This is a genomic window from Tritonibacter sp. SIMBA_163 (assembly GCF_046535935.1).
In the GTDB taxonomy this organism is placed as follows: domain Bacteria; phylum Pseudomonadota; class Alphaproteobacteria; order Rhodobacterales; family Rhodobacteraceae; genus Epibacterium; species Epibacterium scottomollicae.
This window is the reverse complement of record NZ_JAWJBP010000263.1, coordinates 1-297: the sequence shown is the minus strand read 5'-3', so window position 1 is coordinate 297 and position 297 is coordinate 1. Positions and strand designations below refer to the sequence as shown.

Annotated in this window: 1 protein-coding gene; it reads left to right on the top strand. The window is 63.6% G+C overall.

Annotated elements, in window-relative coordinates; genetic code table 11:
* Positions 1-297: trimethylamine methyltransferase family protein (locus tag R0J92_RS22335; protein ID WP_411053266.1), on the top strand; the 297-nt coding region annotated here is incomplete at both ends.

Sequence of the window (297 nt, the reverse complement as noted above, 5' to 3'; positions counted from 1 at the left end):
CCACGACCCTCTCGGCGGTGCTGCATGCGGGCGCCAACTACATCTGGCACTCTGCGGGCTGGAACGAGTCGGGGATGCATGGCTCGGTGGCGAAATTCAGCGTCGATTCGGAGCAATGCGCCATGGCACACCGCATATCGTCGGGGCCGCGCTGGGATGACTTCGATCAGGCGGTGGCAGCGGTGCCGGATCTCGGCCCCGGCGGTCACTACCTCGGCCATCCGCACACGCAGGAGAATTTCCAACGCGCCTTCTTCATGCCGGAGATGTTCGACAACAACTCGATCGAGCAATGGC